This window comes from Rhodococcus sovatensis, from assembly GCF_037327425.1.
Classification (GTDB): Bacteria; Actinomycetota; Actinomycetes; order Mycobacteriales; family Mycobacteriaceae; genus Rhodococcoides; species Rhodococcoides sovatense.
In genome coordinates this window covers 2418422-2443013 of the sequence record NZ_CP147846.1, presented here as the reverse complement: position 1 = coordinate 2443013, position 24592 = coordinate 2418422, and the positions used below count along the sequence as shown (strand labels likewise).

Sequence of the window (24592 nt, the reverse complement as noted above, 5' to 3'; positions counted from 1 at the left end):
ATCACGACGTGAAACGTACCTCGTCGTCAGTGTTGTCGATCACCACGGAGTTGCCGCCGCGGCGCTTGGCCTCGTACATCGCTGCATCCGCGCTGTCGAGCAGCTCGCCGAGCAGAGCGCTGATCGGCTGAGACACCACGCTTCGATAGTGAATACCGATGCTCGTCGTCGTGTGTCCGGCTGTATTGCACTCGGGGATTTGTTGCCTGAGTTGCTCGGCAGCGATCGAAGCCTTGTCGAGGGAATCGGTAGTCACGACGACGAATTCCTCGCCGCCGGTCCGTGCAGTGATTGCGGGCGCGGGGAAGAACCGGTTCAAGGTTTCTGCCGTTCCCCGAAGCACGTCATCGCCGAAGCTGTGTCCGAAGTTGTCGTTGACCGACTTGAAGTTGTCGAGGTCGGCGACGAGTACCGCAATGGTCGATACATCGTCGAACAGCGAGTCGACCGCAGATTCGAGCCCACGACGGTTACGAAGTCCGGTCAACGGATCGAAATGCGCAACGACGGCGTCCCGCCTGAGGAACGTCAGATATGCCTGCGTCAGGACCGGCGAGGTGACGAGGACCATCACGAGAACGATGAGGTACGCCGTGCTCTGGCCGGCCGGAACATCGGTGTACAGCAGCGATTGGGCGTAAAGGACGCCGCAGGTTGCCAACGCCCACACTTGGTGAGCCACGAACACAGTCGTGTTGTGGAAACCCGCGAGGTAGTTGCCCACGACACCGAGAAGTGCCGCGCACAGCATCGCGACCTGCGGATCTTCGAGAGCAATCAGCACGCTTGTGACGCCGACTTCCGCGTACGCGATGAACATGAGTGAGCCCCGGTACGTGGGCCAAGGGCGACAAACCCACCTGAACCCGACGACGACGGTGCTGAGGGCAAAGACTCCGACGACTGCGGGCGGCAGCCAGCCCGGTGACAGGACGGGAGTGATGAGCGCAAGCACGCAGACGAGGCCGTAGGCCCAACAGCACACGCCTATTGCGACCTTTGTTCGGCGGAGTATTGGATGTGACTGGGCATACGCGACGTTCCACGTGTAATCGGTCGGCTGCGACCACCACTCGCGCAACGCGTTCATCGATGGGCCTCTGCACTCCCCGAGCGAAGTGATACGCGGTAGTTCGATAGTCCATTGAACCAGAGGGGGAGACTGTTCGGTCGGGAAGCCTATGATCGGATCGGCTACGAACCCGGCATCGTCAACGGACGAACACAGCCGCGCTCTCCGCCATGCTCAGTAGTGGTTGCGGAAACACACCGAACGCGACAGTCGTGAGCACGCCGAGGCCGATGGCGAGGGACGTTGCGGGCCCGGGGGCGACGACGGTAGGGCTGTCGTCGGCGTCCGAGAAGAACATCAGCACGACGACACGCACGTAGAAGACAGCGGCGATCGCGCTGCTCAGCACGCCGACGATGACGAGAGGGGTAGCGCCGTTCTCGGCTGCCGCCTGGAATACGGCGAGCTTCCCGATGAATCCGCCCGTCAGCGGTATTCCGGCGAAGGAAAGCAGAATCAACGCGAATGCGGCGGCGATCACGGGTGATCGGCGTCCGATCCCGGCCCAGCGCGCAAGCTCGGTTACTTCGCCGTCGTCGTCGCGCACCACGGTCACGATCGCGAACGCGGATACCGTGGTGAACCCGTATACGAACAGGTAGAACAGGATTGCAGCAAGGCCCTGGGTGTCGAAGGCGATGAGTCCGGTGAGTATGAACCCCGCGTGCGTGATCGAGGAGTAAGCGAGCATGCGTTTGATGTCGGTCTGAGTGACAGCGAGGACGGCACCGATCAGCATCGTGACGATGGCAACCGCCCACAATGCCGGGCGCCAGTCGTCTCGCAGTCCGGGCAGGGCCACGTAGAACAGGCGCACCATTGCTCCGAAGGCGGCGATCTTCGTTGCGGCGGCCATGAACGCAGTGATCGGCGTCGGCGCGCCCTGATAGACATCGGGAATCCAGGAGTGGAACGGAATGGCCCCGACTTTGAACAACAGGCCGACACCGACGAGCGCAGTGCCCAGGACGGCAAGTACGTCGTTGCCTGAACCGATCGCGATGGCGTCGCCGATGGCACCGAACTCGAGCGTGCCCGCATACCCGTAGAGCATCGCGGTGCCGAAGAGGAAGAACGCCGACGAGAATGCGCCGAGGAGGAAGTACTTCATCGCAGCTTCCTGCGACAAAAGGCGGCGCCGTCGTGCCAGTCCGCACAGCAGGTAGAGCGGCAGAGAGAACACTTCCAGCGCGACGAACATCGTCAGAAGGTCGTTCGAAGCGGGAAAGAGGAGAAGTCCGCCGAGCGCGAACATCGTCAGGGGAAACACTTCGGTCAGTGCTGCCCCCGCCTGTGATGCTTGGCGCTCAGCGAGGCTGCCGGGGACGGCCGACGCCTGGGGCGCAAAGGCATCGGCATGCGTTCTCTCCAGCGAGCGCTCTCCGACCATCAGCAGCGATGGCACTGCGACGAGCAGCAGCGTTCCCTGCAGAAACAACGTCGGTTTGTCGATGGCCACTGCGCCCATGGCGGCGCGTGTTCCCGGCGATCCGGACTCGGCCACGGCAACTGCCACTACTGCCGCGAGCGCGCCGACGGTTCCGCCGAGGGCGAGTGTCATCTGGAGTCGGTAGCGAATCGAGGACGGCGCGAACGCTTCGACCAACACTCCGATCAGCCCGACAGCGAACACGATCAGCATCGGTGACAACAGTCCGTACTCGATACTCGGCGCGGTGAGGATGCCGTCGTTCATCATGGGCCTCCGGTCTCGACTGCGGTGATCGTCGTCTCCACAGCGGGTGAGACGATGTCCAGCAGGGGCTTGGGGTAGACACCGAGAATGATCAGCAGTGCGATCAACGGCGCCATGACCGCAAGCTCACGCGGAACGAGGTCTTTCATGCCGTCGTTCTCGGCGCGCCGTGGGCCCGTCATCACTCGTTGGTAGAGCCACAGAACATAGATCGCCGACAGTACGAGCGCGGACGATGCCACTACCGCCGCGACGTGGTACTTCGCGAATGTCCCTATCAGCACCAGGAATTCGCTGACGAACGGTGCCAGGCCGGGTAGCGAGAGTGTAGCGAGACCGGCGACGAGAAAAGTGCCGGCGAGAACGGGCGCAACCTTTTGAACGCCGCCGTAGTGCGCGATGACGCGGGTGCCTCGGCGAGACACCAGGAAGCCGGCCACCAGGAAGAGTGCAGCGGTCGAGATTCCGTGGTTCACCATGTACAGCGCCGAACCTGCCTGACCCTGGCTCGTCATGGCGAAGATGCCGAGGATGATGAATCCGAAATGCGAGATGGATGTATACGCGATCAGTCTCATGACGTCGGTCTGCGCGATCGCGAGAACAGCGCCGTAGACGATGCCGACCACGGCGAGCGTGACGATCACCGGCGCGAAGTATCGCGAGGACTCCGGGAACAGTTGCAGACAGTATCGGAGCATGGCGAACGTTCCGACCTTGTCGACCACCGCCATCATCAGGACCGCGGTGGCGGGCGTCGACTCGACAGCGGCATCGGGAAGCCACGAATGGAACGGCCACAGTGGCGCTTTGACGGCGAATGCGAACATGAAGCCCAGGAACAGCGCATTGAGTACGCCTGGACTGACATCGAGTCCTTCGTTCGCTGCCATGACTGATATCTCCCGGAACGAGAAGGTTCCGACGACGACGTACAACCCGATCACGGCAGCGAGCATGACCAGTCCGCCTACGAGGTTGTAGAGCAGGAACTTCACCGCAGCTGCGGCTCGCCCTGGGCCACCGAATCCGCCGATCAGGAAATACATCGGAATGAGCATCGCTTCGAAGAACACGTAGAACAGCAGTACGTCGAGAGCGCAGAAAGACATCAGCACCATCGACTCGACGATCAGTATCGACGCGACGTACACGTGTGCCGACTCGCCCAATCGTGGATCGTTCCATCCGGCCACCAGTAGCAGCGGAAGGAGCACAGCGGTCAGCAGAACGAGAACCAATGCAATGCCGTCGACGCCGAGTTCGTATCGTGCTCCGAAAGATTCTATCCACCAGTGTGATTCGACGAACTGATAGTTCTCCCCGCCGGGATCGAACTGCACGACGAGGACGATCGCGACGGCGAGCGTCACCAGCGACGCAGACAGTGCGCAGGTCTTTGCGAGCTGGGGCCGTGACCGCGGAGTCACGAGCGTCAGCACAGCGCCGATCACCGGCAACAACCAGAGCGTCGTCAACCACGGAAAGTCGGTCACCACACCATCACCGCCAACATCATGGCGAGGACGACAGCCGTACCCGCGAGCATCGTGAGTGCGTACGAGCGCACGTAACCCGTCTGTAGCCTCCGGATTCGTATGGACAAGCCGGCGAGACCCGTCGTCACACCCCGAGTGACACCTGAAACGGCGATCTCGTCGAATCGTTCGGTTGCGCGGGTCAGCTTCACCCCTGGTCGCATCAGCACAGCTTCGTTCACGGCGTCACCGTAGAGATCTGCTCGTGCTGCCGATGTGAGAGCCGACACCGATTCGGGCGCGAGCGCGGGTACCGGAGTGCGCGCATATCGGTTGTACGCGAACGCAACTCCGATGGCGACGACGGAGAGCGCCAGTACCGTCACCACCCACGCGGGAATTGCGTGTGCCTCCTCGGCCTCACCGACCACAGGCTCCAGCCAGTGCGTCAATGATCCACCGAGAGTGAACAATGCTCCCGCGGCAACCGAACCGACAGCGAGAACCATCATCGGCCCGGTCATGATCGAGGGCGATTCGTGTGGATGCGCACCGGATTCCCACCGCGGCGTACCGAAGAAGGTCATCAGCATCACACGCGTCATGTAGAACGCGGTGAGTCCGGCACCGGCCAATGTGATGACACCGAGCGCGGCACCCTGCAAGCCTCCCGCACCGAATGCGACCTCGATGATCTTGTCCTTGGCAAAGAAGCCCGAAAACGGTGGTACGCCGATGATCGCCAGATAGCCGAGCCCGAACGTCACGAAGGTGATCGGCATTGCGGTTCTCAGCCCGCCGTACTTGCGCATGTCGACTTCGTCGTTCATACCGTGCATCACCGATCCAGCCCCGAGGAAGAGCCCCGCCTTGAAGAAACCGTGCGCGAGCAGCAGCATGATTGCGAACGTGTATCCAGCGGGGCCGAGCCCGGCAGCGAGGACCATGTAGCCGATCTGGCTCATCGTCGATGCAGCGAGTGCTTTCTTGATGTCGTCCTTGGCGCAGCCGATGATTGCGCCGAACAGGAGGGTGACCGCGCCGACGATCACGACGGCCGTCTGCGCCGCTGGAGCTGCCTCGAAGATCGGACCGGATCGCACGATCAGGTAGACGCCGGCGGTGACCATGGTGGCGGCGTGGATGAGCGCTGAGACTGGCGTCGGTCCCTCCATGGCGTCGCCGAGCCAGCTCTGCAGGGGAACCTGCGCCGACTTACCGCATGCAGCAAGCAGGAGAACGAATCCGAGGGCGGTGAGCGTGCCGGTAGAGGCACTGTCCACCCCTGCGAAGACGTCGGTGAAGGACACACTCCCGAAGTTCGCGAACATGATCATCAGCGCGATCATCAGTCCGATATCACCGACACGATTGACGACGAACGCCTTCTTCGCGGCAGTGGCGGCGGACGGCTTGTGCTGCCAGAACCCGATGAGCAGGTACGAGGCGAGGCCGACACCCTCCCACCCGACATACAAGCCGAGGAAATTGTCGGCGGTAACCAGCAGGAGCATTGCTGCGAGAAACAGATTGAGATACGCGAAGAATTTGCGCCGATCGGGATCGGTGGACATGTACCCGATCGCGTACACATGGATCAATGTGCCTACACCGGTGATCAGTAGTACGAAACACATCGATAGCTGGTCGAGTCGAAAACCGAAGTCCACTTGCAGCTCGGAGACGGGAACCCAGCTGTACAGGGTGTCCGACACTGCGCGGTCGTCGGCGTTACGAGAGAGCATGTCGAGGAACAGCATCACCGCGAATGCGAAAGCTGCTCCCGACATCACTGTGCCGAGGATGTGGCCGAAGCGATCGGATCGCCGGCCGGCGAGGAGCAGCACTACGGCCCCGACGAGCGGCAGTCCGGGGAGAATCCAGATGGCGTTCATGTCAGTTCTTCAGCAGGTTGGCGTCGTCGACGGAAGCCGAACGGCGAGTACGGAAGATGGTCATGATGATGGCAAGGCCAACAACGACTTCGGCTGCCGCAACCACCATCGTGAAGAACGCGAACACTTGTCCTTCCAGGTTTCCGTGCATGCGGGCGAACGTCACGAATGCGAGGTTCGCCGCGTTGAGCATCAGCTCGATGCACATGAACACAACGATGGCGTTGCGGCGAAGTAGAACCCCGGCCGCGCCGATCGAGAACAGAAGTACCGACAGATAGAGATAGTTCTCCGGATTCACATCTCACCGTCCCGATGTCCTCGGTGCATCGGATTCACCGACAGTTCCGACGGTGACCCGTCGGGCAGGCGTGCAGGCCAATCGACGGCGTTGTGGCGTGCGTACACGCCGGGACTCGGCATCGGGGTGACGTGAGTGCCGTCCTTGAAGCGTTGTATCGACAACTCACGCTGGCCCTGTCGTTCCTCGAACCGTTCACGGTGGGCCAGAACCATTGCCCCGACTGTCGCGATGATGAGCAGTGCGCCGGTGAGCTCGAACGCCCACAAGTACTTGATGAAGATGAGTTCGGCTAGGCCTTCGACGTTTCCGCCTGCGTTCGCCTCGTCGAGACCGACGAACTCCGGTCGGCCGGACTGGACCGATGCGTTGCCGATTGCTCCGATGACGACTAGACCGAATCCGATCCCGGCGGCAATAGCTGCGGACCGCTGGCCTTTCAGGGTCTCCGTGAGCGAATCCGCGGAATCGACACCGACGAGCATCAGCACGAACAAGAACAGCATCATGACTGCACCCGTATAGACCACGACCTGCACGACGCCGAGGAAAACGGCACCCTGCGCAATGTAGAAGACCGCGAGGATGATCATGGTGACCGCGAGGAACAGTGCCGAGTAGACAGCCTTCGTCGCGCAGACCATTGCGACGGCCCCGATCACGGCAAGCCCGCCGAGTAGCCAGAACTGGACTGCCTCGGCCGTCGAGGTGGTCACTGGACCGTTCCTCGGTAGTAGTCCGCGGCCGTTGCATTCTCGGCCATGTCGTGTGGCGCGGGTTCCATGCCGGGTTCGAGCGGAGCGAGTAACCGGTCCTTCTCGTAGATGAGGTCGGCGCGGTTGTCGTCGGCGAGTTCGTATTCGTTGGTCATCGTCAGTGCGCGTGTCGGGCACGCCTCGATGCACAATCCACAGCCGATGCACCGGAGGTAGTTGATCTGATAGACCTGGCCGTATCGCTCACCTGGGGAGTAGCGCTCCTCCTCGGTGTTGTCTGCGCCCTCGACGTAGATGGCATCGGCAGGGCATGCCCAGGCGCACAGTTCGCAGCCGATGCACTTCTCCAGGCCGTCGGCGTATCGATTGAGCTGGTGTCGCCCGTGATACCGCGCGGCCGTCGGCGTCTTCTCTTCCGGGTAGTTCTCGGTGACCGGCTTCTTGAACATCGTCGCGAACGTGACCCCGAAACCTGCTACTGGGCCTAGAAATTCAGGCATCGCTGCGCTCCTTCTCGGGTTTCGGTGCGGTTTGGCCAGGAAGCGGCGGGACTGGGAACCCGCCCGCCATCGGATCGAAGGGTTGGCGCTCGGTCGGCGGGCCGTCCGGGTCGCGTTCACGGTGAAGTCGACGCCATGCGAGGGCCCCAACCAGCAGTGCGACGAGTGCGCTGACCACTACCAGCGCCACGGCGAGCGAACCGTATCCCTCGATGCGGAAGGCACGCACAGTGGCGACGAGAACGATCCACACCAGGGATACCGGGATGAGCACCTTCCATCCCAGGTTCATGAACTGGTCGTAGCGCAGACGGGGGAGTGTCGCCCGCAACCAGATGAACACGAACAAGAAGACCCACACCTTGAGCGTGAACCACAGGACCGGCCACCACCCGGCATTGGCGCCCTCCCACAGGCTGATCGGGAACGGTGCGTGCCAACCGCCGAGGAACAGCGTCGTAGCCAGCGCCGACACCGTCACCATGTTGACGTATTCCGCGAGCATGAACATCGCGAAATTCAGCGACGAATACTCGGTGTGGAAGCCTCCGACCAATTCGCCCTCGGCCTCGGGGAGGTCGAAAGGTGCGCGGTTGGTTTCGCCGACCATCGAGGTCAGATAGATCAAGAACGACGGGAACAGAAGGAAGATGTACCAGGTACTCGACTGTGCAGCAACGATTCCCGACGTGGACATGGTCCCCGCATGCAGGAACACCGCAACGAACGAGAGTCCCATCGCGATTTCGTACGAGATCACCTGCGCGGTGGAGCGGAGGCCACCCAGTAGCGGGTAGGTCGAGCCCGACGCCCATCCTGCCAGCACGATTCCGTACACCCCGACCGAGGTGACCGCCAGGATATACAGCACACCGACGGGAAAGTCGGTCAGCTGCAGTGGAGTTCGCTGGCCGAAGATCGACACCTCGGGACCGAAGGGAATCACCGCGAATGCCATGAACGCGGGAACTGCTGCGATCACTGGTGCAAGAAGATAGATCGGTTTGTCGACTCCCTTGGGGACGATGCCCTCTTTCAGAGCCAGCTTCACGCCGTCGGCGAGGCTCTGCAGGATCCCGGCCGGACCGACTCGATTGGGGCCGACGCGCATCTGCATCCGAGCCATCACTTTGCGCTCGGCAAGAATCGCGACAAGTGGTGTCAAGATGAGAAAGACGAAGATCGCGACCGCTTTGCCGACGACGAGCCACCATGGATCGGTGCCGAAGCCGGGAATCACGACTCCACTCCTGTGATACGGACTACTCCGCCGTTGCCGACGCCGAGTGCGGCGTTCACTTCGGAGCCGGGCGATCGAAGCGGTAACCACACCACGCGGTCGGGAAGATCGGTGATCGTCAACGGCAACGTTATCGAGCCTCTGTCCGACGTCACCGTTACCCAGTCGCCGTCCGACACGCCGATCTCGAGGGCGGTCGCGTCGGAAAGCCGGACAACCGGAGTGCGCGCCGTACCTGCGAGGTGCGGTTCACCGTCCTGCATACGCCCGGAATCGAGCAGCATCCGCCAGGTCGCGAGCCGTGCTTCACCTGCTGCAGGTGTCGGGACCTGCTCGGACGGCCATGTCGGGACCGTAGTTCCGGCGCCGCTCCAGGTCGGGAGTGAGGCGATCTCGTCCTGTGCCGACGTCACGTCGGGAAGTCCGATGGGGCGACCCATGTCGGCGGCGAGCGCATGAAGCACGCGACCGTCTGGCAACGAGCGCGTACCGTGCACCGCCGAATCGAAGGATCGTGGACGTCCCTCCCAGTCGACGAACGTCCCCGCCTTCTCCGTCACCGGTGCGACGGGAAACACGACGTCCGCGCGATCGGTGATTCCGCTGTGCCGCAATTCGAGGCTGACGACGAACGATGCGCTGTCGATTGCAGCGGCCGCTCCAGCAGGATCGGGAAGATCGGCGAGTTCGACGCCGCCGATGATGAGCGCGGACCCTGACCGTGCGGCCTCGAGAATCTCCGACGTGCCGAGACCATCGGCAACAGGGAGGGAGTCGATGTGCCAGTGATTCTCGAGTTCGGCCCGCGCGTCGGGGTCCGAGACCGGTCGCCCACCTGGCAGCAGGTTCGGCAGTGCTCCTACGTCGAGCGCGCCGCGGTCGCCGGCTCGGCGAGGAATCCACGCGACTTGCGCACCGAACTTCGCTGCCGATCGCGCGACTGCAGAGTATCCGCCCGGCGTCTCGGCAAGGCGTTCGCCGACGAGGATTACTGTGCCCGGTTCGAGGTCCGTCAGCTCGTCGAGGACCGCGGCTTCGCCGGTCGGAACACACCGAAGCAGTGCGGCACCGAGTTTGGTGACGCCGGGAGATGCCCACGGGGCGATGGCAAGGACCTTCTGGCCCCTCGTACGGACGGCCTTGCGGAGTCTCAGGAAGACGATCGGAGACTCTTCTTCGGGCTCGAAGCCGACCAGAACCACCGTCGGAGCGTGTTCCAGGCTGTTGTAGGTGACGTCCATGTTGCGACCGGCTACGCACGAGGCAAGAAACTCTGCCTCCTCTGCGCTGTGTGCCCGAGCTCGAAAGTCGATGTTGTTGCTGTTCAGCGCAACTCGTGCGAACTTGGAGTATGCATATGCGTCTTCCAGCGTCGAGCGCCCACCGACCAGGACGCCGACGTCAGATCCCGCAGCCTTCAGGCCGTCGGCAGCGAAAGCTATTGCCTCGGACCAGGACGCCGGCTCGAGCGATCCATCCTCAGTCCGGACGAGGGGGGTATCGAGTCGGTCGCGTTCGGTGATGTACGCGAACGCCCAGCGTCCCTTGTCACAGTTCCACTCCTCGTTGACCGCTGGGTCGTCTCCGGCCAGCCTGCGCAGTACTTTTCCGCGACGGTGATCGGTGCGTTGGGCGCACCCACTCGCGCAGTGCTCGCAGGCGCTCGGCGTCGAGACGAGGTCGTACGGACGGGCGCGGAATCGATACGCCGCGCCCGTCAGTGCGCCGACCGGGCATATCTGGACGGTGTTTCCGGAGAAGTACGATTCGAAGGGCTCGTTTTCGTAGATTCCCACCTGCTGCAAAGCGCCACGTTCGATCAACTCGATGAACGGGTCCCCGGCGATCTGTTGCGAGAAGCGTGTGCACCGGGCGCACAGCACGCAGCGTTCACGATCGAGGAGAACCTCCGAAGACAGCGGAACAGGCTTCGGGTACGTGCGCTTGACGTCGGTGAAGCGTGTATCCGATCGCCCCGATGACATCGCCTGGTTCTGCAGGGGGCATTCACCGCCCTTGTCGCATACCGGACAGTCCAACGGATGATTGATCAGCAGAAGCTCCATGACGCCGTCCTGTGCTTTGGCGGCGACCGGGGAACTGACCTGGGTGTGAATCACCATGCCGTCGGTCACCGTCGTCGTACACGACGCCAATGGCTTGCGCTGACCCTCTACTTCGACCAGGCACTGCCTGCACGCGCCGACCGGATCGAGAAGGGGATGATCGCAGAAACGGGGAATCTGGACACCGCTCAGTTCGGCGGCTCTGATCACCAGCGTCCCGGGCGGGACCTGGAGCTCGTTGCCGTCGATACTGACGGTCACCGTCTGGGCTTCGACACTCATGAGGTCAGCTCTCCCGCCATCAGTGTGGCGCGGTGTGGATCGAACGGGCACGGCGCGCCGATGTGTTCGAGGTATTCGTCGCGAAAGTACTTCAGCGACGACGTGATCGGACTGACGGCGCCGTCGCCCAGTGCACAGAACGACTTACCGAGAATGCTGTCGGCGATGTCGAGGAGGGTGTCGAGATCCGCTTCGGTGCCGCGGCCTGTTTCGAGCCGCTCGTAGATCTGGACGAGCCAGTAGGTGCCTTCGCGGCACGGCGTGCACTTGCCACAGGACTCGTGTGCGTAGAACTCTGTCCATCTGCGCACCGCTCGGACGACGCAGGTGGTGTCGTCGAATATCTGAAGTGCCTTGGTTCCAAGCATCGACCCTGCCGCGGCGACGCCCTCGTAGTCGAGCGGCACATCGAGGTGTTCCTCGGTGAAGATCGGGGTCGACGAGCCACCTGGAGTCCAGAACTTGAGGGAATGACCTGCCCGGACACCGCCCGCGTACTCCAGCAGTTCTCTCAGCGTGATGCCGAGCGGCGCCTCGTACTGACCGGGTGTTGTGACGTGCCCGGACAACGAGTACAGCGTGAAACCGGGCGACTTCTCGCTACCCATCGAGCGGAACCAATCGACTCCGTTGCGCAGTATTGCCGGAACACTCGCTATGGACTCGACATTGTTGACCACCGTCGGACAGGCGTAGAGCCCAGCGACGGCTGGAAACGGAGGCCGTAGACGTGGTTGTCCTCGGCGGCCTTCGAGTGAGTCCAGTAGAGCTGTTTCCTCGCCGCAGATGTAGGCGCCCGCACCTGCATGGACGACGACGTCGAGATCGAACCCGCTACCCATGATGTCCGTGCCGAGGTAGCCCGCGGCATATGCGTCGGCGACGGCAGCCTGTATGCGGCGCAGTACCGGAACAACTTCCCCGCGGACATAGATGTACGCGCGATGCGCTCGAATCGCGTACGCGGCGATGATGATTCCTTCGAGAAGTACCTGGGGGGTGGCGAGCAGGAGCGGCATGTCCTTGCAGGTTCCCGGCTCGGACTCGTCGGCATTGACCACCAGGTAGTGCGGCTTGTCCCCGCCTTTCTTGTCACCAACCTGTGGGATGAAGCTCCACTTCATGCCGGTCGGGAAGCCTGCTCCGCCGCGACCGCGGAGCCCAGCGTCTTTCACGAGCGCGATGACATCGTCCTTGGGCATGTCGAAGGCGCGCCGTAGTCCCTCGTAACCCCCGTGACGTTCGTATGTTTCGAGGGTCCACGATTCGGGATCGTCCCAATAGCTGCTCAACACCGGAGTCAATGGCACGTCAGTGTCCCTTCCACGTCAGTGTCCCTTCTCCGGCGGAACCGATTCCCCGGGTGCGGGTGCTGGCTTGTCCTTCGTGAATGCCGCCGCATTGGCCGCTTCCGACCCGATGGGAGCCTCGCCGCTGTCCCTGGGTTCCGATTCCGCGGGCGCCGACATTCCCGCTCGACGTGCGACGCGGAGTCCTGCGAGAGTCGGTGCCCCCGCAGTTCCACCGGCTTGGACGGCGCCGAGACGGTCGTCGGGGAAGCCAGCGAGAATACGTTCGGTCTCTCTGAAGGTGCACAGGGACGCGCCGCGGGTGGGAACGACCTCGTCGTCCGAGCGCAGCGAATCGATCAGGTTCCGAGCAGATTCCGGGGTCTGGTTGTCGAAGAACTCCCAGTTGACCATCACTACGGGTGCGTAATCGCACGCCGCATTGCATTCGATGTGCGTCAGCGTCACCGTGTCGTCGGACGGCCCGAGATGTTCGCGCAGCGATTCGAGAATGGCGTCTCCGCCCATGATCGCGCACAACGTATTGGTGCACACCCCGACCAGATAGTCCTGGGTCGGTTCACGTCGGTACATGGAGTAGAACGTGGACACTGCGGTGACCTCGGCCCCGGTCAGACCCAGTATCCGCGCACAGAACTCGATTCCTGTCGGGGAGACGTACCCGTCCTCGGATTGGACGAGATGAAGCAGCGGCAGGAGGGCGGAGCGCGCCATCTGCGGGTCGGGTGCATCGGGCGGGGAGTAGCGCGCGATGATCTCGGCGGCGTCCTTCTCGAGTCGCGCGCGGACGCTGTCCGGGTACGGGGCAGGACGGGTACCGAGTCGAAGATAGACCTTCTCGCTCATCGATCGACTCCGCCCATGACGGGGTCGATACTGGCGACTGCGGCAATGACGTCGGCGACCATTCCACCTTCGCACGTGGCCGCCACGGCTTGGAGATTGGTGAACGACGGGTCTCGGTAATGCACCCGAAAAGGTCGTGTACCGCCGTCGCTGACCATGTGGACCCCAAGCTCCCCACGCGGAGATTCCACTGCGATGTAGACCTGCCCCGCCGGCACTCGGAACCCCTCGGTCACCAGTTTGAAGTGGTGGATGAGCGACTCCATCGAGGTGTCCATGATGTCGCGGACATGCTCCTTCGAATTCCCCATGCCGTCGGGACCAACCGAGAGATCGGCGGGCCACGCAATCTTCTTGTCGTCGACCATCACTGGCCCCGGACGGAGCCTGTCGAGGCACTGTTCGACGATCTTCAGTGATTCCTTCATCTCCGCGACGCGGATGACGTAGCGCCCATATGCGTCGCAACCGGTGTCGGTGCAAACGTCGAATTCGTAGTTCTCGTAGCCACAGTAGGGTTCAGACACGCGAAGGTCGTGCGGAAGACCAGTGGATCGGAGCATCGGTCCGGTGATACCGAGCGCCATGCATCCGGTCAGGTCGAGGTAGCCGATTCCCTTGGTGCGCGCCTTCCAGATTCGATTGTCGTCCAACAGATTCGACATGTCGCGAAGTCTGCCTGGAAGGGTCGTCAGAAGCTCACGGATCTTCTCGACAGCGCCGTCGGGTAAATCCTGAGCCAACCCGCCCGGACGGATGTAGGCGTGATTCATACGCAAACCGGTGATCGTTTCGAACACGTCGAGTATCAGTTCGCGCTCGCGGAACCCGAAGAGCATCGCAGTCACTGCTCCCAGTTCCATGCCGCCGGTAGCCAGTGCGACGAGGTGCGAGGAGATGCGGTTGAGTTCCATCAGCAATACGCGTACGACGCTCGCACGTTCCGGAATATCGTCCGTGATGTCGAGGAGCTTCTCTACACCCAGGCAGTACGCGGTTTCGTTGAAGAACGGCGACAGGTAGTCCATCCGCGTGACGAACGTGACGCCCTGGGTCCAGTTACGGAATTCGAGATTCTTCTCGATGCCAGTGTGCAAGTATCCGATTCCACATCTGGCCTCGGTGACGGTCTCGGCTTCGATCTCGAGGATGAGGCGGAGCACGCCGTGTGTCGAGGGGTGCTGGGGCCCCATGTTGACGACGATTCGCTCCTCGGACGACGCCGCAGACGATTCGGCTGCGGCCGTCACGATGTCCTCCCAATCCTGCCCGGATACCGTGAACGACTTTTCGTGGCCCGCTGTGTCGGTCATCAGTTGTACTCCCGCCGTTGATCTGGTGGAGGAATGCTGGCGCCCTTGTATTCGACAGGGATTCCACCCAGTGGATAGTCCTTGCGCTGGGGATGACCGATCCAATCGTCCGGCATCTGGATGCGTGTCAGCGACGGATGGCCGTCGAACTGGATGCCGAAAAAGTCGTAGGTCTCACGTTCGTGCCAGTCGTTGGTCGGGTAGATGCCGACGAGGCTGGGAATGTGCGGATCGGACTCGGGGACCGATACTTCCAGCCGCACTCGCCGGTTGTGCGTGATCGACAGAAGCGGATACGACGCATGCAGTTCGCGACCTGTGTTCTGCGGGTAGTGGACACCGTTGACGCCGAGACACATCTCGAACCGAAGTGCGGGTTCGTTCCGGAGATGTGTCGCGACCTGTAGTAGATGTTCCCGCCGCACGTGCAACGTCATTTCGCCGCGGAACACGACGGCGGATTCGATTGCATCGTCGAATGCTGTGTCGGCCGCTGCGAGTGTTCTTGTGAGTTCGTCTGCGATGGAGTCGAAATAGCTCCCGTACGGCCGGTCCGAAGTGCCCTGGGCAAGAACTGGGACGACCAATCGACCGTAACCCGATGTGTCGCCGGAACCACGGACGCCGAACATCCCGCGTCGATCGACAGTCACCGCAGCAAACCTTTCAGCTCGATCGTCGGCCTCGATTGCAACGCAGCCTCTTCGGCGGCGCGAGCGACCTTCTCGCGATCGGCGCCTAGGGGCATCTCCTGAATCTTCTCGTGCAGCTTCAGAATTGCGTCGAGAAGCATCTCGGGGCGAGGCGGACAACCCGGCAAGTAGATATCGACTGGCACCACGTGGTCTACGCCTTGAACGATGGCGTAGTTGTTGAACATACCGCCGGACGAAGCGCATACCCCCATCGCCAGAACCCATTTCGGCTCCGCCATCTGGTCGTATATCTGACGGAGAACCGGTGCCATCTTTTGGCTGACTCGTCCTGCGACGATCATCAGGTCGGCCTGCCTGGGTGACGCCCGGAAGGCCTCCATTCCGAACCGCGCGATGTCGAACCTGCCGGAGCTGGTAGCCATCATCTCGATGGCACAGCACGCCAGTCCGAAGGTGGCAGGCCACAGCGAGCCCTTGCGGACATAGCCGGCAAGACCTTCCACTGTGCTCAGCAGAAAGCCGCTCGGCAACTTCTCCTCGAGACCCATGTCAGACCCTTCTCGTTGTATGCGGCTCGTTGCATGCGGCGTCGGTAGCGGCGGGATCTAGTCCCAGCTCAGTCCGCCGCGTCGCCACTCGTAGGCGTAGGCAACCGCGGCACTGACGATGAACATCATCATGGCGAGTAGTCCGAAGACCCCGAGCGCATCGAAGTGCACCGCCCAGGGATAGAGAAATACGATCTCGATGTCGAAAATGATGAACAGCATCGCGGTGAGGTAGAACTTCACCGGGTATCGCCCGGCGCCCATGGGTTGTGCCGTAGGTTCGATGCCGCACTCGTAGGCATCGAGCTTTGCACGGTTGTAGCGCTTGGGGCCGATGACTGCTGCGATGACGACGGATACGAGGGCGAAGGCGACTGCGACAGCGCCGAGGACGAAAACGGGGATGTACTCGTTCAACCTGTTCAGCCTCTCCGTACCTGCCTCGTGAGCATCTGGGGAGCTCCGTCGGCCAAGAGGTCCTTAGCCGAGAGAAAAATGTGAGCTGAAACACAGCCTACCGGTGTGATGCCCCGACTTGTCTCGGTTTTCGGCCTGCGAGGTTGGCGTGTCGGCAATAAAGTTGATCTTGCACCGAGCGTGGGGCACTGCGCCGGTCGAACGGTGGAATCACTTGCGACCGATGGAATTCGATCGGTTCGACAGCAGGTCGGTGACGGCGCGGGTGAGGACGAATGGATCGATGGGGTGCGACACGGCAGCCTCCGCCCCGGACCAATCGGCGAGCCATCGGTCGTCGGGCCTGCCGGTGAGTACGACAAGAGGAGGGCAGTGCTCGATTTCGTCCTTCAACTGCTTCGCGACGCCCATCCCTCCTGCTGGTGTGGCCTCGCCGTCGAGGATCGCGAGGTCGATTCCGCCTGCATCGAGATAGTGCACCACCATGGGCTCGCTTGCGACCTCGAGGTACTCGAATGCAGGCAGTCTGGAGTCGGGTTGTGTGCCGATCGCAGTCGTCACCGCGGTACGCGTGTTGGAGTTGCTGGCGTAGACGAGGATGCGCAGCGAGGCGGTCACGCATGCGATGCTACGTCCGAATTTTTGGCGCGGCAGTTGTTTCGACCAACGGAACCCCGTGTATCGCAGGGCGCCCGGGGTCCGGAGAGTCCCGGTTTGCGCGTCGACGCTGGGACGGGCCGGTGTGAAGTGCCGGACGGCCGCGATGATGTCCAGCTCGAGCGGTACCGCGCGTTCCATCCGTAGTCGATGTGTAACGAATCGGGCCGTACAATTGATTTAGCCTTCAACTCCGGTGCAGTCCTCGACCCCCGACTGGGGACTGCACCGGAGTCCGACTATCGACGGCACTCGGAGGAAACCATGCGAGATCACCCGGCAGTCCAGTTTCCGCGCGGCAGCGGACCGGGCGAGGATGTGCTCACCGACTTCGGTGTCAGTCGTCCGGCGTTCGTGGGGCGGCTTCGCGAAATCATGATGAACAATCCGCCCGTGGGACTGGATGACGTCGATGTTGCCAGACTTCTCGCTGCGTGCTCCTGACCTCACTTGATTCCGTAGGTCACTATCGCGTTCCCCGCGCTGGTGACCCGCGATGCCTGCAGCTCCAGCCTTGTCAGTGGATCCTGCGGCTCGAACAGTCGTCGGCCGGATCCCACGATCACCGGGTGGGTCATCAATGTCAGCGAGTCGAGGAGCCCGGCGAAGAATAGGCTTCGAACAATCGAGATTCCTGCACACACCGCGATCTCGCCGCCCTCGGTGTCCTTCATCGCGGCGATGAACTGATGGACGTCGCCGGGGATAAGCGACGCGTTCTCCCACTCCAAAGCGCCCGTCAGCGTCGTGGAAGCTACATGTTTGGAGACCCCGTTGATGAATGGGCCGAACCCGTCGTCGTTCGCACTCGGCCAATACTGCGACCAGTCCTGGTAGCCGACGCGACCGAGTACGACCGCGTCCACACGGGCCATCATGGCGCCGAGTTCCTCGCTCATCTCGGGGTCGAAACTATCGAACTGCCACTCGTTCGGAGCTTCGACCACTCCGTCGACGGAATGAAAGAGCCCAGCTGTCACTTTTCTCATGCCCAATTCGACCCGTGACATTCGGAAAACTCATCGCGGGCTTACGGTTGATCACGAAATCTTCCGGTCAGCAGCGAGTAGGAGTGCCACGTGTCCACCTCCGGCAGCACAGCAATCGAACCAGGAAACCTGCGGCCATCGCTGCTGATCGACGGAGAATGGGGCGGAGCTTCCGATGGGGGCACCCGTGAGGTCATAGACCCGGCCACTGGGCGGGTGGTGGTCGTTGTGGACGAAGCGACCCCGGACGATGCCCGACGAGCTGTCGCGACCGCGAGGAGAACGTTCGACGAGGGTGCGTGGGCTTCGACGCCCGTATCGGACCGAACTGCACTGCTGTCGAAGATCGCAGACCTTCTGCAGCGCGACAAAGAGCAGCTCGCGCGAATCGAGACCCTCGACACCGGAAAAACACTGGCCGAGAGTCGAATCGACATCGACGATGTCACATCCGTATTCCGCTACTACGCCGAGCTGGCCGCGGTGCACGTAGACCGACTGGTCGATGTCGGACGTCCCGAGATCATCAGTCGCGTCGTGTACGAACCCATCGGTGTCTGCGTGATGATCGCCCCGTGGAACTATCCGCTGCTGCAGATCTCGTGGAAGATCGCGCCCGCCCTCGCGGCTGGTTGCACCATGGTTCTCAAGCCCAGCGAGGTCACCCCGCTGAGCACCATCGCGTTTGCCAAGCTCGCCGAGGAAGCCGGTGTGCCCCCCGGGGTCCTGAGCCTCGTGCAGGGGAGCGGCGCGGTGCTCGGCGAAGCGCTGACTGCGAACCCGGAGGTCGATTTCATTTCCTTCACCGGCGGATTGGCGACCGGACGAACGATCCTTGCCGCAGCTGCCGCCAACGTCACGAAGGTGGCCGTCGAACTCGGCGGGAAGAATCCGCACATCGTCTTCGCCGATGCCGTCGCAGATCCCACGGACTTCGACAATTCGGTCGACCACGTGCTCACCGGTGTGTTCCTGCACTCCGGCCAGGTGTGTTCGGCAGGAACTCGCCTCATCGTCGAAGAGTCGATTGCCGACCGGTTCGTCGAGGCGATCGCCGAGCGTGCACGCGGAATAAAGATGGGATCGGGACTGGACGACTCCAGCGAAACCGGACCGCTCGTGTCGCACGCGCAGCGCACCAAGATCGAAGGATTCGTCGCCCTCGGCATCGAAGAAGGCGCCGAGCTTGTAGTAGGTGGCACGAGGCCGGAGGATCCTCGCCTCGCCGATGGAAGCTTCTTCCTGCCGACGATCTTCGACAAATGCGACCGCTCCATGAAAATCGTGCAAGAGGAGACGTTCGGCCCCATACTCACTGTTGAACGTTTCAGAACCGAGGAGGAAGCCCTGCGACTCGGAAACGACACGAACTACGGTCTCGCTGCAGGTGTCCGAACTTCGGACAGCGCGCGAGGCGAGCGGCTTGTGCGCGGACTGCGTCACGGAACGGTGTGGCTCAACGATTTCGGCATCTACACAGCCGGTGCGGAGTGGGGTGGATTCAAGCGTTCGGGTAACGGTCGGGAGTTAGGTCCGTCCGGATTGTCCGAATATCAAGAAGCAAAGCATATTTGGTACAACACTTCGCCGGCGGCGGCGGGATGGTTCCACAATCGATAGGTTCCTCGATTTCTGCCAGACGAAAGGCAGTACGGGCAATGACACTGAATTCCGACAGCGGTATGGACGATTTCGGCTACAAGGAATCGCTCGACCGAAGCTTGGGGAAGTTCGCGAGCTTCGCCGCCGGCGTCAGCTACATCTCGATTCTCACCGGTACCTTCCAGCTGTTCTACTTCGGTTTCGGTACCGCAGGGCCGGCCTATCTCTGGTCATGGCCGATGGTGTTCCTCGGTCAACTCTGTGTCGCACTGTGTTTCATGGAGCTGGCGGCGAAGTATCCGGTCGCCGGGTCGGTGTACAACTGGGCAAAGCTGCTCGGGCGACGGATCGTGGGATGGTCTGCCGGATGGCTGATGTTGACCGCCTCGATCGTCACGCTGTCGGCGGTCGTGCTCGCGCTGCAACTGAACCTCCCTCGAATCTGGAGCGGATTTCAGATCGTCGGCGACGGCAGCGGTGACAACGATTTCGCGACCAACGCCGTCTTGTTGGGCGCGATCATGATCGCTATCACCACGACCATCAACGCTCTCGGTGTCAAATTGATGGCAATGATCAACAGCGCAGGCGTGTTCATCGAACTCATTGCCGCAGTGCTGATCGCCCTGATTCTGGCCGCGAACATCACCCGAGGTCCCGAAGTCTTCTTCTCCACCAACGGATACGGTGCGGGCGAAAGCGGAGGCTTTCTCTCGGCATTTCTGGTGGCCTCGCTCGCGTCCGGGTACGTTATGTACGGCTTCGACACAGCGTCGTCACTCGGCGAGGAGACCGTGGAACCGCGACGGACCGCGCCCAAAGCAATTCTGCGGGCCATCTTGGCGTCTTTCGTGATCGGTGGTGCCATCCTGGTGTTCGCGGTCATGGCTGCGCCCGATCTCGGCGATCCGTCCCTCGGTACACCCGAGGGCAGTCTGCAGTCCATCGTCGAGGCGGTCATGTGGGGCCCACTCGGCACGATATTTCTGATCTGCATCGTCATCGCGGTGATCGTCTGCTCGCTGGCGGTCCATACTGCTGCCATCCGGCTGACATTCGCGATGGCACGCGACAATGCACTCCCGTTCGGCGAGAGTCTGGCGAGGGTCAACCCCAAGACTCAAACTCCGGTGGTTCCGGCGATCACGATCGGCGTGCTCGCGATCGCGATCCTCGTAGTCAACGTCGGGCAACCTCAGATCTTCACGGTGCTCACCTCGATCGCAATCATCATGATCTACCTCGCCTACCTGATGGTGACCGGACCACTGCTCGTCAAGCGGCTCAAAGGTGAATGGCCACCGAAGGATCTGAAGCCGGGTGGCTACTTCACCATGGGCAGGTGGGGAATGCTGGTCAACATCGTCGCCGTCGTGTGGGGTTCGGCAATGGCTCTGAATCTGGCGTGGCCACGTGTGGAGGTCTACGGCAGCCCCTGGTACAACACCTTCGGCGCGTTCGTCTACATCGGTGCAATTCTTCTGCTCGGTCTGGCCTGGTACGGGATCAAAGGGCGCCACCACATCGGTACGTTGGTTTCACACGCATCCACCGGCGACGACAGGAGCCGTACTTGAGCGACACAGCGTTCGACTACGTCATAGCGGGCGGCGGAACGGCCGGGTGCGTCCTCGCTGCGAGATTGAGCGAGGACCCCTCCGTCACGGTCTGTCTCGTCGAAGCCGGTCCGTCCGACGTCGGCGACGACGCCGTCCTCGAACTATCCGAATGGATGCATCTACTCGACTCCGGCTACGACTGGGACTATCCGGTCGAGCCGCAGGAGCGCGGAAACAGCTTCATGCGGCATGCCCGCGCAAAAGTCCTGGGCGGATGCTCGTCGCACAATTCCTGTATCGCGTTCCATCCACCGGCCGAAACCCTCGACGACTGGGAAGCAGCGGGAGCAACCGGGTGGGGTTCGAAGGACGTTCTTCCGCTGGTTGCACGCGTGGAGAACAACGACACTGGACGTGGCCACGACGGTCCGGTTCGTCTGAGGGACGTTCCGCCCGAGGATCCCTGCGGCGCAGCGGTTCTGGAGTCCGCTGCGCGGGTAGGTCTGCCGACCGTTCAGTTCAATCGGGGTAGCACCGTGCTCGATGGTGCGGGGTGGTTCCAGATCAACGCCGGCGAGGACGGCAAGCGAATGTCCACCTCGCACGCGTACCTGCACCCCATCCTGGACTCGCGGCCCAACCTCGAAGTTCGGACCCACTGCTGGATCAGTGAAATTCTGATCGACGACGTACTCACTGCAACGGGCGTGAAGTACCAGCGACCGGATCTCACGGGGTACGATACGGTGTCCGCACGTCGTGAAGTGATCGTCACAGCCGGTGCGATCGACACTCCTAAGTTGCTGATGCTGTCCGGGATCGGCCCGGCGGCTCAGTTGCAGGCCATGGGCATCACGGTCCGAGTCGACTCTCCCGGAGTGGGGGAGAACCTCGACGATCACGTCGAGGGCCTGGTGTTCTGGGACGCATCGCGTCCGATGGTGACGACGTCGTCGCAGTGGTGGGAGATCGGTGTGTTCGCGAGGACGACTCCGGACCTGAACTATCCAGATGTGATGATGCACTACGGTAGCGTGCCGTTCGACATGAACACCCTTCGTTGGGGCTATCCGACAACCGACAACGGATTCTGCCTGACGCCGAATGTCACTCAGGGCCGCTCGCGTGGAACGGTTCGACTGCGCAGCCGCGACTTTCGTGACCGCGCACGGGTCGATCCCCGCTACTTCACCGATACGGAAGGCCACGATGACGCGGTCATGCTCGCGGGGCTGAAGTTGGCGCGGACAATTGCGGCCGAGGACCCGTTGGCTTCGTGGATCGACAGAGAACTGGCGCCTGGCCCCGAAGCAGTGACCGACGACGACCTCCTCGACTACGTGCACAAGACCCACAACACGGTCTACCATCCTGCCGGCACTGCCCGAATGGGTTCCCTCAGTGATTCTCTGGCAGTTCTCGATCCAGGCCTGAGAGTCAAGGGCGTTCGCAATCTGCGCGTCGTCGACGCATCCGCGATGCCGAAGCTACCTCCGGTCAACCCCAATATCACCGTCATGACGATGGCGGAGAAGTGCGCAGATCTCGTTCGTGGACGACACAGCTGAATTCCTCCGTCGGTTTCCGCCGTTCCAGTCCGCGACGCCGGGTGAACTGGCGGAACTGGCAAGCAATGCTGTCCGATTCGAGTTCTCCACCGGAGCAACGATTCTCGACGTCGATATGCGCGATGTGGATTCGGTGTGGGTGGTGTGCAGCGGTCGGGTGGTGATTCTTCACCCCGAGGACTCAGCCCTGACGGCAGTGCCGATCGATGCGATCGACGTCGGCGGTGTCTTCGGTTTCTCGGCAATGCTGTCCGGAGCAGCATTCGGATTCGTGGCTCGAACGACCGAACCGAGCTCCCTGATCCAGTTGCCGGGCGCTCTGATGCGTCCGCTGTTCTCCAACCCTGCGGGTCTGAAATTTCTCGCCGACGCAGTCTCGACCGCCAACGCTCAGGTCGGCGGACCGACGGATCGGAGTACGAAACGTACCGTCGGCGAACTCCTGTCGGGTCCGCCGGTTCTCGTGGATCCTGAAATGGGGGTGCGTGACGCCGTCCAGCGGATGACCGACAGCGGGAGCTCGTGCGTGGTCATACCGCTACCGGACGGCTCGCACGGAATATTCACCGATCGCGATCTGCGGATTCGAGTGGTCGCTGCGGGGATCAGCGTCGACACCCCGATCCGGGTAGTCATGACTGCACCTGCCGAGACTGTCACCGCAGATCGCCTGGCTGCAACGGTTCTCGTGGACATGCTCGACCGAGGAATGCGGCACATGCCGGTGCTGTCGACTCGAGGTGAAGTACTCGGGGTCGTCGAGGACAGTGAACTGCATGCGGCATCGACCCGCCGCAGCTTCGTGCTGAGGCGGTCGGTTGCGCTTGCGTCCGACTCGGACGAACTCGCGCTGGCCGCGCGCAGAATCCCAGGTCTCGCAGTAGACCTGTTCCGCGGCGGAACCGAAGCCACCGCGGTCAGCGCCATCCTGTCCGTCGTCATCGACAGCGTCGTACGTCGCGCTCTCGAGCTCGAGTGGAGCGCGAATCCTTCTGTTCCGCGCACCGAGATGGCATGGTTGACGCTAGGAAGCGTCGCGCGGCGCGAGGCGATGCCGTCGTCCGACGTCGACAGTGCGCTGTCCTGGTCCGATCTCCTTCCTGACCCACTCGGCGGTGAACGGACGAGGGATACAGCCCTGATGGATCTGGCGTCGGGCGTGCATCGCATTCTGACTGCGTGTGGTCTACCCGCCGATTCCAACGGTGCGCTCGCCAGTTCTCCGAGGTTCGCTCGATCGGCCAGCCAATGGCGTACCGCGGCACAACACTGGCTCAGCAATCCGTTCGGCGATCGTGCGAACCCTGCCGGGGACTCCGGCCTGATCATGTCCTCGCTGCTCGTCGACGGGCGAGTCGTCTGGGGGAACCGGGAGCTGCACACGGTGCCGCAGGTGTACCGGACACTCGCCGAGGATCATCCCGAGGCGCTCCGGCTTCAACTTCGTGATGCGCTCGCCGGCCGCGCGCGACTTCGGTCACTGCGCGACGTGTTGGCGCGACGCGGAGGCACGTTCGACCTCAAATCACACGCGATCACACCCATCGTCAACCTCGCCAGGTGGGGCGGGTTGTCCGTCGGACTTGCCTCCGCGTCGACTCCTGCCCGGTTGGCGGCTGCGTCGGGCAACGGGTTACTGGCCGATCGTGACGTTAAGATTCTGACCGAGGTGTTCGATCTCCTGCAGCGACTACGGCTCGGGCATCAGATCGATCAGGTCGAAGCGGGTGTGCCGCCCGGGGATGTTCTCGTGATGGCGGAGCTTTCGGCCATCGAACGAAGTCTGCTCGGTGATGGCGTTCGTGAGATCGCGGCAGTGCAGCGACGCGTTGGATACCTGGCCAGCAACGTCGGCGTGCGTCCGTGACCCGGAGATAGCAG

22 protein-coding genes are annotated in these 24592 nt (G+C 62.3%); 5 read left to right on the top strand and 17 right to left on the bottom strand.

Annotated features, from left to right (window positions below):
* Position 1: 1 nt before the first annotated feature.
* The 16 genes from WDS16_RS11380 to WDS16_RS11305 form a co-directional block, all read right to left on the bottom strand.
* Complete coding sequence (locus WDS16_RS11380) at positions 2 to 1090, bottom strand: GGDEF domain-containing protein (RefSeq protein ID WP_338892763.1); 1089 nt, start codon at positions 1088 to 1090, stop codon at positions 2 to 4.
* A 121-nt stretch (positions 1091 to 1211) separates the two neighbouring features.
* On the bottom strand, positions 1212 to 2768 hold the full coding sequence (gene nuoN, locus WDS16_RS11375; RefSeq protein WP_338893350.1) for an NADH-quinone oxidoreductase subunit NuoN: 1557 nt from the start codon (positions 2766 to 2768) through the stop codon (positions 1212 to 1214).
* The gene (locus WDS16_RS11370) at positions 2768 to 4267 is read right to left on the bottom strand and encodes an NADH-quinone oxidoreductase subunit M (RefSeq protein WP_338892762.1); all 1500 of its coding nucleotides are present in this window, start codon (positions 4265 to 4267) and stop codon (positions 2768 to 2770) included. The genes nuoN and WDS16_RS11370 overlap by 1 nt, the downstream gene beginning before the upstream one ends.
* Positions 4261 to 6141 (bottom strand): NADH-quinone oxidoreductase subunit L, encoded by a 1881-nt coding sequence (nuoL, locus tag WDS16_RS11365; protein ID WP_338892761.1) that lies wholly within the window; start codon positions 6139 to 6141, stop codon positions 4261 to 4263. Before nuoL ends, WDS16_RS11370 begins: the two co-directional genes overlap by 7 nt.
* A 1-nt stretch (position 6142) precedes the next feature.
* Positions 6143 to 6442, bottom strand: coding sequence for an NADH-quinone oxidoreductase subunit NuoK (gene nuoK, locus WDS16_RS11360; RefSeq protein ID WP_068375643.1), 300 nt, complete (start codon positions 6440 to 6442; stop codon positions 6143 to 6145).
* Positions 6439 to 7158 (bottom strand): NADH-quinone oxidoreductase subunit J, encoded by a 720-nt coding sequence (locus tag WDS16_RS11355; RefSeq protein WP_338892760.1) that lies wholly within the window; start codon positions 7156 to 7158, stop codon positions 6439 to 6441. Before WDS16_RS11355 ends, nuoK begins: the two co-directional genes overlap by 4 nt.
* Positions 7155 to 7658 carry an NADH-quinone oxidoreductase subunit NuoI gene (nuoI, locus tag WDS16_RS11350; protein ID WP_338892759.1) on the bottom strand — a complete coding sequence of 168 codons (504 nt, stop codon included), beginning with the start codon at positions 7656 to 7658 and terminating at the stop codon, positions 7155 to 7157. Before nuoI ends, WDS16_RS11355 begins: the two co-directional genes overlap by 4 nt.
* On the bottom strand, positions 7651 to 8898 hold the full coding sequence (gene nuoH, locus WDS16_RS11345) for an NADH-quinone oxidoreductase subunit NuoH (protein ID WP_338892758.1): 1248 nt from the start codon (positions 8896 to 8898) through the stop codon (positions 7651 to 7653). Before nuoH ends, nuoI begins: the two co-directional genes overlap by 8 nt.
* A complete protein-coding gene (locus tag WDS16_RS11340; protein WP_338892757.1) occupies positions 8895 to 11246 on the bottom strand; it encodes an NADH-quinone oxidoreductase subunit G in 2352 nt (783 codons plus the stop codon). Before WDS16_RS11340 ends, nuoH begins: the two co-directional genes overlap by 4 nt.
* Positions 11243 to 12556: an NADH-quinone oxidoreductase subunit NuoF gene (gene nuoF / locus WDS16_RS11335; protein ID WP_338892756.1), complete on the bottom strand. Its 1314-nt coding sequence runs from the start codon at positions 12554 to 12556 to the stop codon at positions 11243 to 11245. Before nuoF ends, WDS16_RS11340 begins: the two co-directional genes overlap by 4 nt.
* Positions 12557 to 12574: 18 nt before the next feature.
* A complete protein-coding gene (gene nuoE / locus WDS16_RS11330; protein ID WP_338892755.1) occupies positions 12575 to 13402 on the bottom strand; it encodes an NADH-quinone oxidoreductase subunit NuoE in 828 nt (275 codons plus the stop codon).
* Positions 13399 to 14715 (bottom strand): NADH dehydrogenase (quinone) subunit D, encoded by a 1317-nt coding sequence (gene nuoD, locus WDS16_RS11325; protein ID WP_338892754.1) that lies wholly within the window; start codon positions 14713 to 14715, stop codon positions 13399 to 13401. The genes nuoE and nuoD overlap by 4 nt, the downstream gene beginning before the upstream one ends.
* Positions 14715 to 15347: an NADH-quinone oxidoreductase subunit C gene (locus WDS16_RS11320; protein ID WP_338893348.1), complete on the bottom strand. Its 633-nt coding sequence runs from the start codon at positions 15345 to 15347 to the stop codon at positions 14715 to 14717. The genes nuoD and WDS16_RS11320 overlap by 1 nt, the downstream gene beginning before the upstream one ends.
* A gap of 17 nt (positions 15348 to 15364) precedes the next feature.
* A complete protein-coding gene (locus WDS16_RS11315) occupies positions 15365 to 15919 on the bottom strand; it encodes a NuoB/complex I 20 kDa subunit family protein (protein WP_068375664.1) in 555 nt (184 codons plus the stop codon).
* Positions 15920 to 15976: 57 nt separating this feature from the next.
* A complete protein-coding gene (locus WDS16_RS11310) occupies positions 15977 to 16336 on the bottom strand; it encodes an NADH-quinone oxidoreductase subunit A (RefSeq protein WP_338892753.1) in 360 nt (119 codons plus the stop codon).
* A gap of 210 nt (positions 16337 to 16546) precedes the next feature.
* On the bottom strand, positions 16547 to 16954 hold the full coding sequence (locus WDS16_RS11305) for a hypothetical protein (RefSeq protein ID WP_338892752.1): 408 nt from the start codon (positions 16952 to 16954) through the stop codon (positions 16547 to 16549).
* Positions 16955 to 17257: 303 nt separating this feature from the next.
* Between WDS16_RS11305 and WDS16_RS11300 the strand changes: the two genes are divergently transcribed.
* Positions 17258 to 17437: a hypothetical protein gene (locus tag WDS16_RS11300; protein WP_068375691.1), complete on the top strand. Its 180-nt coding sequence runs from the start codon at positions 17258 to 17260 to the stop codon at positions 17435 to 17437.
* Between the two features lie 2 nt (positions 17438 to 17439).
* Here the strand turns inward: WDS16_RS11300 and WDS16_RS11295 are convergent, their stop codons facing one another.
* Positions 17440 to 17982 carry a dihydrofolate reductase family protein gene (locus WDS16_RS11295; protein WP_338892751.1) on the bottom strand — a complete coding sequence of 181 codons (543 nt, stop codon included), beginning with the start codon at positions 17980 to 17982 and terminating at the stop codon, positions 17440 to 17442.
* 90 nt (positions 17983 to 18072) lie between these two features.
* Between WDS16_RS11295 and WDS16_RS11290 the strand changes: the two genes are divergently transcribed.
* Genes WDS16_RS11290 through WDS16_RS11275 form a run of 4 tightly spaced genes read left to right on the top strand, consistent with a single transcriptional unit; the run spans position 18073 to position 24578 of the window.
* Positions 18073 to 19602 carry an aldehyde dehydrogenase family protein gene (locus WDS16_RS11290; RefSeq protein WP_422395777.1) on the top strand — a complete coding sequence of 510 codons (1530 nt, stop codon included), beginning with the start codon at positions 18073 to 18075 and terminating at the stop codon, positions 19600 to 19602.
* Positions 19603 to 19640: 38 nt separating this feature from the next.
* Complete coding sequence (locus tag WDS16_RS11285; RefSeq protein WP_338892750.1) at positions 19641 to 21161, top strand: APC family permease; 1521 nt, start codon at positions 19641 to 19643, stop codon at positions 21159 to 21161.
* On the top strand, positions 21158 to 22711 hold the full coding sequence (locus WDS16_RS11280) for a GMC family oxidoreductase (protein WP_338892749.1): 1554 nt from the start codon (positions 21158 to 21160) through the stop codon (positions 22709 to 22711). The genes WDS16_RS11285 and WDS16_RS11280 overlap by 4 nt, the downstream gene beginning before the upstream one ends.
* Entirely contained in the window at positions 22695 to 24578 is a 1884-nt protein-coding gene (locus WDS16_RS11275; protein ID WP_338892748.1) for a putative nucleotidyltransferase substrate binding domain-containing protein, read from the top strand. The genes WDS16_RS11280 and WDS16_RS11275 overlap by 17 nt, the downstream gene beginning before the upstream one ends.
* Positions 24579 to 24592: the final 14 nt, after the last annotated feature.

Bases quoted from the DNA above. Each gene is read 5' to 3' on its own strand.
- WDS16_RS11380 (WP_338892763.1), bottom strand. From the start codon at position 1,090: ATGAACGCGTTGCGCGAGTGGTGGTCGCAGCCGACCGATTACACGTGG.
- nuoN (WP_338893350.1), bottom strand. From the start codon at position 2,768: ATGAACGACGGCATCCTCACCGCGCCGAGTATCGAGTACGGACTGTTG.
- nuoL (WP_338892761.1), bottom strand. From the start codon at position 6,141: ATGAACGCCATCTGGATTCTCCCCGGACTGCCGCTCGTCGGGGCCGTA.
- nuoI (WP_338892759.1), bottom strand. From the start codon at position 7,658: ATGCCTGAATTTCTAGGCCCAGTAGCAGGTTTCGGGGTCACGTTCGCG.
- WDS16_RS11340 (WP_338892757.1), bottom strand. From the start codon at position 11,246: ATGAGTGTCGAAGCCCAGACGGTGACCGTCAGTATCGACGGCAACGAG.
- nuoE (WP_338892755.1), bottom strand. From the start codon at position 13,402: ATGAGCGAGAAGGTCTATCTTCGACTCGGTACCCGTCCTGCCCCGTAC.
- nuoD (WP_338892754.1), bottom strand. From the start codon at position 14,715: ATGACCGACACAGCGGGCCACGAAAAGTCGTTCACGGTATCCGGGCAG.
- WDS16_RS11320 (WP_338893348.1), bottom strand. From the start codon at position 15,347: ATGTTCGGCGTCCGTGGTTCCGGCGACACATCGGGTTACGGTCGATTG.
- WDS16_RS11315 (WP_068375664.1), bottom strand. From the start codon at position 15,919: ATGGGTCTCGAGGAGAAGTTGCCGAGCGGCTTTCTGCTGAGCACAGTG.
- WDS16_RS11300 (WP_068375691.1), top strand. From the start codon at position 17,258: ATGCGAGATCACCCGGCAGTCCAGTTTCCGCGCGGCAGCGGACCGGGC.
- WDS16_RS11295 (WP_338892751.1), bottom strand. From the start codon at position 17,982: ATGAGAAAAGTGACAGCTGGGCTCTTTCATTCCGTCGACGGAGTGGTC.
- WDS16_RS11285 (WP_338892750.1), top strand. From the start codon at position 19,641: ATGACACTGAATTCCGACAGCGGTATGGACGATTTCGGCTACAAGGAA.